This window comes from Cecembia lonarensis LW9, assembly GCF_000298295.1.
GTDB lineage: Bacteria > Bacteroidota > Bacteroidia > Cytophagales > Cyclobacteriaceae > Cecembia > Cecembia lonarensis.
Genome location: NZ_AMGM01000114.1, coordinates 1 through 10,254, shown reverse-complemented (window position 1 = coordinate 10,254; position 10,254 = coordinate 1). Strand labels below are relative to the sequence as shown.

Sequence of the window (10,254 nt, the reverse complement as noted above, 5' to 3'; positions counted from 1 at the left end):
CCTCTCAGGTAAGGGCCATGAGATACATGTCCAACAGGGAATATGAAAAAGCGCAGCCTGTATTGGAAAAAGCATTGACGCTGGCAGAAAACGACAAGCAAAAAGCGGATGTTCAAATAGATTTGGCAAAAATTCATTCTCAGTTGGGTAGAAAATCTGCCGCCAGGTCTGCAGCACAGGAAGCTGCAAGATTGGATTCAGAAAAAACTGCTGAGGCTTACTCTCTGATCGGTTATCTTTACATGGGTGCTTTCAATGACTGTAAGGGAGGAGAAAGCAGAGCCAAGGATTATTCTGTGTTCATTGCTGCTTACAATGCATTCCAAAGAGCAGGTAACAGTGATGGTATGAGAGATGCGAGAGCAAGATTTCCATCTAAAGAGGAATTGTTTACTGAGGGTAAAATGGCAGGTGAATCTATCAGCACAGGTTGCTGGGTTGGTGAAACTGTGACTTTGGCCACCAGAGATTAAAACGAATGGATTCAAATACCATAGGCAGCTTTCGGGCTGCCTTTTTTTATGTTCTTACTTGATATGGAATCTTTTGGTATCTTTGCAAGCATGAAGGCGCATTTCCTACAAATCTTGTTCATCTTTATTTCTATTCATCTGATATCTTGCGGGGATGAGGTGGACAGCAGTATGTTTGAGGTTTATGATGGCCCAATGAGTACTGCTTATGATATAGAACTTTTCCATAGCGATTCCGCAGTCGTGCGCTCACACTTGGTTGCCAGCAAACAAATGGAGTTTGACGGAGGTGATCTGGAATTTCCCGAGGGTATTGAAATTACCTTTTTTGATAAGGAGGGAAATATTACGACAACGATGAGGGCTGATAGGGGCTTTTATGTCAAAAAGGACAATCTTTACCGTGGTGAAGGCGATGTACAGGTCAATAATCTGGAAAAGGAGCAAAAGCTTTCCTCTGAGGAGCTTTTCTGGGATCCTAATGCCAAAAAAATATTCACTGAAAAATTTGTGACCGTTCAGGAAAGGGAAACCATTTTCAATGGTACGGGAATGGAAGCAGATGAAGGCTTCAATGAATACAAACTCTTTAAAGTAACCAATAGTCGGACGATATTACCCGGTGAAGATTAAGGATATGAAAATCAGCAATATTGCATTACTTTCGCTTTCCGCCGCCTTTGTCATCATAGGAACGCATCAGACCATTATGCATGGGCTATTTGCTTCTTATCCTATTTTCATGTTGGCGGTGATTTTGCTGTTTTGGTATAAATACCGTCAAAATAAAGCAGCAGGAGAGGAAGATCAGGAATTTAAAAAGGATAAAGCCCGAGGTAAAAAATAATGGAAACGGATTATTTGTTTTATGTTCTGGTTACCCTGCTCTTTTCCGCATTCTTTTCGGGGATAGAAATAGCCTTTTTATCCGCCAATAAGCTGCATATTGAATTACAAAACAAACAAGGCCATCTATCTGGAAAGATCCTTTCAGGATTTGTACAAAAACCTGGGCAGTTTATAGGGACGACACTGATCGGAAATACAATCGCCTTGGTGCTGTATGGTATATTTATGGCCAACTTGCTTGAACCTTGGATTGTAGCATGGCTGCCCTCCCATGTTGAAAACCAGGCTGCCATTATGGTGATTCAGACAGTCATTTCTACCATTATCGTCTTGGTGACAGCGGAGTTTTTGCCAAAGAGTATTTTCCTGCTCAACCCAAATAGGTTATTGGCTACACTTTCTATTCCCTTTCAGGTCATTTACTACCTAATGTATCCCATCGTATGGTTGGTGGTGGGGTTATCCCGATTTTTTATCACTAAGATATTGGGACTGGAATACAGTGAAGATAAGCCTGTTTTTAAAGTCACTGACCTCAATAGATTTATTCAGCATAACCTACTGCATGGCAGCCAGGACGTAAAAGTGGAGGTAGATACGAAAATCTTTGACAATGCTGTAGAATTCAAATCCATTAGGATAAGGGAGTGTATGGTACCCAGGACTGATATTGTGGCGGTAGACGTGGAGGATAGCATTGAAGAGCTCAAAGAAGTTTTTGCAGAAAGCGGTCACTCTAAAATTATCGTATACAAGGATTCCATTGATGATGTGATCGGCTATTGTCATCAGTTGGAGCTTTTCAAGAAGCCAAAAAGAATCATCGATATCCTTACCCCGATTATCATTGTTCCGGAATCTGCCTTGGCAAATGAGCTGTTGATCCAGTTCATTGAAGAAAGAAAAAGTTTGGCTTTGGTTGTAGACGAATTTGGCGGTACCAGCGGTATTGTAAGCATGGAAGACATTATAGAAGAGATTTTTGGTGAGATTCAGGATGAATATGACACTGATGACCTTATTGAACAACAAATTTCAGACAATGAATACTTAATCAGTGCAAGGCATGAAATAGACTATTTGAACGACAAATATGATTGGGAGCTTCCATATGGAGAATTTGAAACCTTAGCAGGTTTTATCCTATCATTGACAGAAGATATACCCCAAAAGGGGCAAAGTATTACCTTTGGACATTTAACATTTACCATCGTGGCCAAGCAGGATCATAGGATCGAAACGCTAAAAGTCAAGTATAATCCCGGTTCGAATAACAATAAGTAATTTATTGACAGGGATATTATTTTGAATTTAGCGTCAGATGTAATTATTTTGCGGCACTTCAAAAATCCAGTAGAATGGCATTAATAAAAAAAATCAGACAGAAAACAGGTCTTGCAATCGGAGTTATAGCAGTAGGGTTGATATTTTTCCTTGTTGGAGGGGATATTTTAAGTCCCAATTCCACCCTATTGGGCGGAAGATCAAATAAGGTAGGTGAGATTGCAGGTGAGAAAATTACCTATGAGGAGTATATACAGAAAATTGAAGAGGTGAAGTTTTCCTTCCAACAAAATACAGGAAGAACCCCTTCAGAAAATGAGATGTACTCCATCAGGGAACAAGCCTGGCAGGCATTGATTGTCGAGAAAGTTTTTGCATCCCAGTATGAAGCTTTAGGGCTTACCATTTCTGATGAGGAATTGGTGGATATGGTGCAGGGGAAAAATATCATTGCTGAACTCAGGCAACAATTGATCAATCCAGAGACCGGAGAATTTGACAGGTCACAGTTGATTGCATTTTTACAGTCATTGGAAACTGCAGCGCCTGAGCAGCGTGCTTTCTGGGCACAACAGGAGCGTCTGTTTGCAGATGCCAGGTTGAGGGTGAAGTATGATAACCTGCTTGCCACTTCCGAATATGCCACCACTGCCGAAGGCAGATTGGAGCACAAAATGCAAAACTCTATTGCAGATGTAGATCATTTATTCATTCCATTTTATGCCATCCCAGATGGAGAAGTGCAGGTCACAGATGCAGAATTAAGAGATTACATCAACAAAAACAAAGAAAAATTTAAGGTTTCCAATGCAGTTGATTTGGAATATGTCGCCTTCAATCTGGTACCAAGTTCCGAAGACTCTGCAGCAGTGATTTCTGAAATCCGACAGTTGACCGAAGAGTTGAGAAATGCCAGCAATGACTCCGTCTTTGTTTTGAGGAATTCAGAGGCAGCCAGGCCATTCCTTACAGTACTGCCCGGTGATGCTTTGCCTAATTCTCTGACTTCTAATGTAGATAATATTGAAGCAGGTGAAACGTATGGTCCTTTCCTGACCAATCGTTCCACTTATGTCTCCTACAAGATCACAGCTAAATTCGATGGTACGCCTAGAATGAGGGCCAGCCATATTCTTTTTGGAACCCAAGGACTTTCAGAAGATGGTATAGCTGAAGTAAGGGCAAATGCACAAAATGTGCTGAAGGAAATTCAGGATGGGTTGAACTTTGCTGCTGCTGCAGCGCAATATGGACAGGATGGCACCGCCCAAAGAGGTGGAGATCTGGGATGGTTTGCCAAAGAGGATTTTGTTGAAGAATTTGCTGAGGCAGCATTTGCCGTAAGAACGACTGGTTTGATCAACAGGCTTGTTGAAACAGAATACGGTTTCCATATCATAGATATTACGGAATTGCCAAGAAGAGAAACGCATAAAATTGCGGTACTTGAACTGGACTTGATTCCAAGTGATGCCACGAGAAATGATGTATTTAGAAATGCCGATTTCTTTGCTGCCTCTGCCTCAAATGCCAAAGAGTTTGCTGGAAATGCAGAGAAAGAAGGATATAGAATCATTCAGGCCAATAATGTAGGTGCATTTGACAGAAACTTAAACAACTTGCAAGGTGCTAGGGAAGTGATCCGGTGGGCATTCAATGATGCTTCTGTTGGAAAAGTTTCCGAAGTCTTTGAATTGGACAATACTTACCTAGTAGCCATATTGAAGAACCGTTATGATGAAGGAACTGCTTCTTTGGATCAGGTAAGGGTACAGGTTTTGAATCAGGTTAGAAATGACAAAAAGGCCGAGATTATCAAGCAAAGGTTAGCAGGTAAAACTTCTTTGGAAGAAATGCAGGCTTTATTTCCGGATGAGGCTTCATTGGATAACACACCGGATTTGAGGTTGAGTGCTTCTGTTTTACCGGGAGTTGGCTTTGCACCAAAGGCAATTGGAGCTGCATTTGGCCTGAAGGAATCCGGTCAGATCAGCCAACCCATCCATGAAGATGTAGGGGTCATTGTGTTGAAGTTGAATGCCATCACACCTGCCGCTGAGGTTGGGGATTATACAGCCTTCCAGAGACAGGTGACCTTAAATGCATCTCAAAGAACGGCATACATGATCATGATGGCCTTAGAAGATCTGGCAGATGTTAAGGACTATCGGTATAGATTCTTCTAATCCTTAGCATAGAAAAAAACAAAAAAACCGCGGCTATGACTGCGGGTTTTTTGTTGTTGAATTTATTTTGGGAGCTTTGTTGTTATTCCAGTAAATTTGCAAGTATGAAGTTTACATTTGACAGAGAAGCATTCAAGGAGAAATTAGAAGCCCAGACTTCTTTTCCCTCTTTGTATATGTTTAAATTCATTGTCCCCAATGGCAGGGAGGAGCAGATTGCAGCCTTATTGCCAAACAACAAAATGACCTTGAAGGAATCTTCTAAAGGTAAATATGTGTCGGCTACTATTAAAGCCATGATGCCCAACGCTGAGGCCATATTAGACGTATATGAAAGGGCATCAAAAATTGAAGGCGTAATATCACTTTAAAGAAAAAGCCATGTGGAAAGAAGAAGATAACCGATTAAAAAGAACCTTTAAATTTAATGATTTTCAAGAAGCTTTTGCTTTTATGACGCGGGTGGCCTTTTTAGCAGAATCCCATAACCACCACCCCAATTGGAGCAATGTGTACAATACGGTAATTATTGAACTGACCACGCACGATACTGGTAATCTGATCACTGAAAAAGACAGAAAATTGGCCGCTGCCATTGACGCGATCTGAGATGTCTGCAGAGGAAGAAAAATCCGTTAACCTTTACTTAGTACCTACACCTATTGGAAACCTGAAGGACATTACCCTAAGGGCTATTGAGGTATTGAAGGCAGTAGATGTCATTTTGGCGGAAGATACCCGAACTACTGGAAAATTACTGAAGTATTTGGAGATCAATAGGCCCCTGCAGAGCTATCATATTTTCAATGAACACAAGACCGTTGAAAAATTGGTGGATCGCATGTTAAAGGGTGAAATGATGGCGCTGTGCAGTGATGCAGGTACGCCGGGCATTTCTGACCCTGGCTTCTTACTGGTCAGGGCAGCTAAAGAAGCAGGCTTGGAGGTCAGTTGCCTTCCCGGAGCAACTGCCTTTGTGCCTGCCTTAGTCAATTCAGGCCTACCGAATGACCGTTTTACTTTTGAAGGCTTTTTGCCCCACAAAAAAGGAAGACAAACGAGGATTCAAAATTTAATAGAAGAGACCCGCACCATGGTCTTTTATGAATCCCCACATCGCTTGATGAAAACATTGCAGCAATTGGCTGAAGCTTTTGGATACGACCGAATGGCTAGTGTTTCCCGTGAATTGACTAAGGTTTTCGAGGAAAACGTACGGGGTACATTAGCGGAATTGATCTCTTATTACGAAGAACATCCGGTTAAGGGTGAAATTGTGTTGGTGGTAGAGGGTACGGAAGGGAGAGGAAAAAGGCAGGACAGAGCGTAAAAAATAAGCCCTTTGGCTGCCCCTGATAGCTATCGGGGTAGCGATGGCCCAGGTTGCAGGCTGGGAAATAGGGGAAAGTAGGAAGTCGAAAATCGGATTTCGGAAGCAACCATAAAGAGGTTAAGGTTTTTTTAAAGATTAAAAGTAAAAAAATAAAAATGGTTGATTTATTAAAAGTTTTAGAGCAAACCAAAGTGGTTGCCAAAAAAGCGGGTGATTTTATCCGCAAAGAAAGAAAAGGCTTTGACCGGGATAAGGTAGAACATAAAGGATTGAATGATCTTGTTTCCTATGTTGATAAGGAAACAGAGAAATTGATAGTGAAGGAATTGAAGGAAATCCTGCCTCAGGCTGATTTTATCACCGAGGAAGGAACAGCAGCGAGGGATGGCAGGTCCTATACTTGGATCATTGACCCTTTGGATGGTACCACCAATTTTATCCATGGACTCCCGGTTTTTTCGGTTTCCATAGGGCTAAGATATGAGGAGGAGATTGTTTTGGGAGTCGTGTATGAGGTGAACAATGATGAATTGTTTTATGCCGTCAAAGGACAGGGAGCTTTTCTGAATGGAGAACGTATATGGGTGAGTCAGGCCAAGGCCTTGGAAGAGAGTTTGATTGCAACAGGCTTCCCTTACAGTGCTTTTGGAAGAATCGATGATTACCTGAAGGTGCTTCGTGCTTTGATGGAAAAATGTCATGGATTGCGAAGATTGGGCAGTGCAGCTATAGACCTTTGCTATGTGGCCTGTGGCCGTGTTGATGGATTTTTTGAATATGATCTAAAACCTTATGATGTAGCTGCAGGGGTCATTATCGTTTTGGAGGCGGGGGGAAAAGTCAGTGATTTCAGGCAGGGCAAGGATTATTTATTTGGAGGTGAAGTTTTAGCAAGCAACAACCATATCCATCAATCCTTTGATGTTGAAATCCAGAAAGTTTGGTAGCGGTTGATTCAGTGGCTGGCAAGGTTTTTGGATATCTTTTCATGGGGAAATACGTTTGAATATTTAAAAACCACACCAGTCACCATGAAAAAATCCATCTTAATAGGCCTTGCCGTTTTCATTGTATTACTGCTGAGCCTAATAGCTCTTCCCTTTATTTTTAAAGATAAAATAGCAGCGCGAATTGACAGGGAAATTTCCAATTCCATCAATGCGCAGGTATATTTTGACATCAACAAAGTAAGCTTAAGCATTTTCAAGAGATTCCCGCATATTTCAGCTACCATGGAACAAATTGGCATCATTGGAAACCCTCCTTTTCAGAATGATACCCTGATCCATATGGATAGGTTTCAGGTGGATTTTAATTTACGTTCTATCATTTTTGATGATTTCCCAACCCTCACAGGTATTCATGTGGATGGTGGTAGTGTGTATGTAAAAGTTCTAGAGGATGGCAGGGCAAATTATGACATTACCTACCCCACCGAAGAGGAGGTGGAAAGCAATTTCCGCATGGCAGTTGACCTCATTGAAGTTCAGGGTGTGGATTTCATATACAATGATAGGGAGTTGGACTATTTCATGGCTTTGGGAAATGTAAAAGCAGAAGGCCGTGGGGATTTTACTTTGGATGTCTATGACCTGCCTTTGCAGGCGGAAGCCTTGATTGCGGAAATTACTTATGAAGGAACCAACTACCTGAGAAATAAAAATTTTAAAGGGGAAACCAACCTGCATGTGGACATGCAGCAGATGAAGTTTGCCTTTGGTGATGGGGATTTTGCCATCAATGACTTTTTCTTTGACTTATATGGGTATGTGGCCTTGCCGGAGGAAGGAATTGATTTTGACCTGAATTTTGAAGGTAAGGACAATACCTTTAAAAGCATCCTTTCTTTAGTTCCTGGTATGTATACCGATAATTTTGGTAGGCTGAATACTTCAGGAAGTATGAATTTTCAAGGCTTTTTTAGAGGCATGTACTCCGAAACGTCTTTTCCATCATTTGATGTAGGGCTGAAAATTGTGGATGGGTTTTTTCAATACCCGGATTTACCTAGACCGGTCAGTGAGGTGAAGATTGACATGCGGGTCAAAAATGAAACGGACAATCTCGACAATACAAGCATTCAGATTCCTGTTTTCAGTATGAACTTTGGGAGCAATCCCATCTCGGGGAATTTCACATTGGCCAATCTGGTCAGCTATGATATGGAAGGGGCGCTAAAGGGCCGGTTGAACCTGGAAGAATTGACTTCAATTTTCCCGATTGAAGGCACTACCCTGAAGGGTTTGCTGGATGTAGATGCCAATGCCAAAGGGAGATACGATTCCGTAGCTCAAATAATACCCGCCATCAATGCCCAGTTGTTTTTGAGCAATGCTTATATCAAAAATAAGGATTATCCTGCTCCAATAGAAAAACTTAATGTTTCTGCAAAAATCCAGAATAATACCGGAAGAATGAATGACTTTTTGGTGGATTTAAGCCAATTTGGGTTTGACCTGGAAGATGAGTCTATTTCAGGAAGGTTAAAAATTGCTGACTTCTCCTTATTGAATTGGGATGGCGCCGTTCAGGGTACTGTTGACCTGGGTAAGATGTTGGCCATTTTCCCTATGGACAACATTATCATGGAAGGCAAGGTCATGGCTGACCTGAGTACCAAAGGCTCGTATAAAGATGTGGAAGAAGGCAGATACAACCGCCTGGACACCCGGGGGAACATTGCACTCAGCAAATTTTACTTTACTTCCAATGATTTGCCCCAAGGCGTAAGGATACACGAGGCACAGGCAGAATTCTCTCCTGACAGGATTAATCTGAGTAAGTTTGATTCCCGTGTAGGTCAAAGTCCACTGCAGGCCACTGGCTTTCTTTCCAACTACCTGAATTTTGTTTTGAAGGAAAATGAAGTGTTGAAAGGACAGCTCAGCCTTAACTCTTCCCGCTTTGATGTGAATGAGTGGATGACATCGGGTGAAGAGAGTTCTGAATTAGAGGTCATACAGCTCCCCGAGAATATTGATTTTAGCATGACTGTAGCAGTGGCAGAAGTGATTTATGATAATTTAAACCTTAAAGAGGTAAGGGGAACACTCAATCTGAAAGAGGGAGTTTTGTCATTCCGGGATGCTGGAATGAGGGCGCTTGGGGGCCAAATCACCATGAATGGTGCTTATGACCCAAGGGACCTGACTGCACCAAAATTTGATTTCAGGCTGAATTTATCCAACCTGAGCATTCCACTGGCATTTGAATCTTTCAATACAGTGAAAGCTTTTGCACCAGTAGCACAACATTTGACCGGGAATTTCAACACCAATATTAATTTCTCTGGAATCCTGGGGCAGGATATGATGCCTGTTTTATCTTCTCTGAATGCTGAGGGACTACTTAGGGTGGCAGAGGCTGCTTACCGTAACAGCAGGTTGCTGGAAACCATCACCGGCCTGACCCAACTCAATGAAACCAATACCATTCAGTTTAGAAATGTCAGTATTCCCATTGAAATTAAAAACGGAGTGATGGATGTACGCCCCTTTGATGTTCGATTATGGGATTATCAGGCCAATATTCAGGGAAGTACTGGGTTTGACGGAACCATCAATTACCTGATCAATATGCAGGTACCTGCTGGAAGGTTTGGGGAACAAGCCAACACCTTATTGGCAACCATTTCGGGTACCCAAGCCAATGCTTCTACGCTTATCCCGGTCGCTTTAAATTTAGGAGGAACTTACAACAGTCCAAGAATCTCCCTGGCTGGAGGACAGAGTATAGAAAACCTTTTAACAACAGCTCTGAGATCAAGGTTGAGTGCTGAGAAGGAAAACATTCAAGAGCAGGTAACACAGCAGTTTAGGGCAGCAGAGGACAGCATCAAAAGGGAATTACAGCTAAAGGCTGAAATGGCTCAGGACAGTGTCAAAAAAGAAGCCGAAAGAAAGGTGGAAGAAGTGAAAGGAAAGGCGGTAGAGGAAGCCAAAAGTTTGCTGAAAGGTGTTCTTCGTCCAAGACCTGCCAAACCGGATACGACTAAGAAAAACGATAATTAGGGCTTGCCGAAAGAGCCTCAGGTATGCCAGCCCTTCCTATCGGTAGGCAAGTTCAAAGCGGGTGAATGAAGATGTATGCTTATACTTCGAATGAGCCCAATTAGAGCCTGTCAAGTCGA

9 protein-coding genes and 1 pseudogene are annotated in these 10,254 nt (G+C 42.1%); all 10 read left to right on the top strand.

What is annotated here, in order from left to right; translation table 11 throughout:
• Positions 1–473: pseudogene (locus B879_RS19100) on the top strand (tetratricopeptide repeat protein); the annotation flags it as partial.
• Between the two features lie 90 nt (positions 474–563).
• Positions 564–1,106 (top strand): LPS export ABC transporter periplasmic protein LptC, encoded by a 543-nt coding sequence (gene lptC / locus B879_RS19095; RefSeq protein ID WP_040401264.1) that lies wholly within the window; start codon positions 564–566, stop codon positions 1,104–1,106.
• A 4-nt stretch (positions 1,107–1,110) separates the two neighbouring features.
• The gene (locus B879_RS19090) at positions 1,111–1,320 is read left to right on the top strand and encodes a hypothetical protein (RefSeq protein ID WP_009186865.1); all 210 of its coding nucleotides are present in this window, start codon (positions 1,111–1,113) and stop codon (positions 1,318–1,320) included.
• Positions 1,320–2,606 (top strand): hemolysin family protein, encoded by a 1,287-nt coding sequence (locus tag B879_RS19085; protein WP_009186864.1) that lies wholly within the window; start codon positions 1,320–1,322, stop codon positions 2,604–2,606. Before B879_RS19090 ends, B879_RS19085 begins: the two co-directional genes overlap by 1 nt.
• Positions 2,607–2,680: 74 nt before the next feature.
• Positions 2,681–4,792: a peptidylprolyl isomerase gene (locus B879_RS19080; RefSeq protein WP_009186863.1), complete on the top strand. Its 2,112-nt coding sequence runs from the start codon at positions 2,681–2,683 to the stop codon at positions 4,790–4,792.
• Positions 4,793–4,896: 104 nt separating this feature from the next.
• On the top strand, positions 4,897–5,163 hold the full coding sequence (locus B879_RS19075) for a DUF493 family protein (RefSeq protein WP_040401261.1): 267 nt from the start codon (positions 4,897–4,899) through the stop codon (positions 5,161–5,163).
• 10 nt (positions 5,164–5,173) lie between these two features.
• Positions 5,174–5,401, top strand: a complete 228-nt coding sequence (locus B879_RS19070; RefSeq protein ID WP_009186861.1) for a 4a-hydroxytetrahydrobiopterin dehydratase — start codon at positions 5,174–5,176, stop codon at positions 5,399–5,401.
• Between the two features lies 1 nt (position 5,402).
• A complete protein-coding gene (gene rsmI, locus B879_RS19065) occupies positions 5,403–6,122 on the top strand; it encodes a 16S rRNA (cytidine(1402)-2'-O)-methyltransferase (RefSeq protein ID WP_009186860.1) in 720 nt (239 codons plus the stop codon).
• 158 nt (positions 6,123–6,280) lie between these two features.
• On the top strand, positions 6,281–7,072 hold the full coding sequence (locus B879_RS19060; RefSeq protein ID WP_009186859.1) for an inositol monophosphatase family protein: 792 nt from the start codon (positions 6,281–6,283) through the stop codon (positions 7,070–7,072).
• An 84-nt stretch (positions 7,073–7,156) separates the two neighbouring features.
• On the top strand, positions 7,157–10,135 hold the full coding sequence (locus tag B879_RS19055; RefSeq protein ID WP_009186858.1) for an AsmA-like C-terminal region-containing protein: 2,979 nt from the start codon (positions 7,157–7,159) through the stop codon (positions 10,133–10,135).
• Positions 10,136–10,254 lie beyond the last annotated feature (119 nt).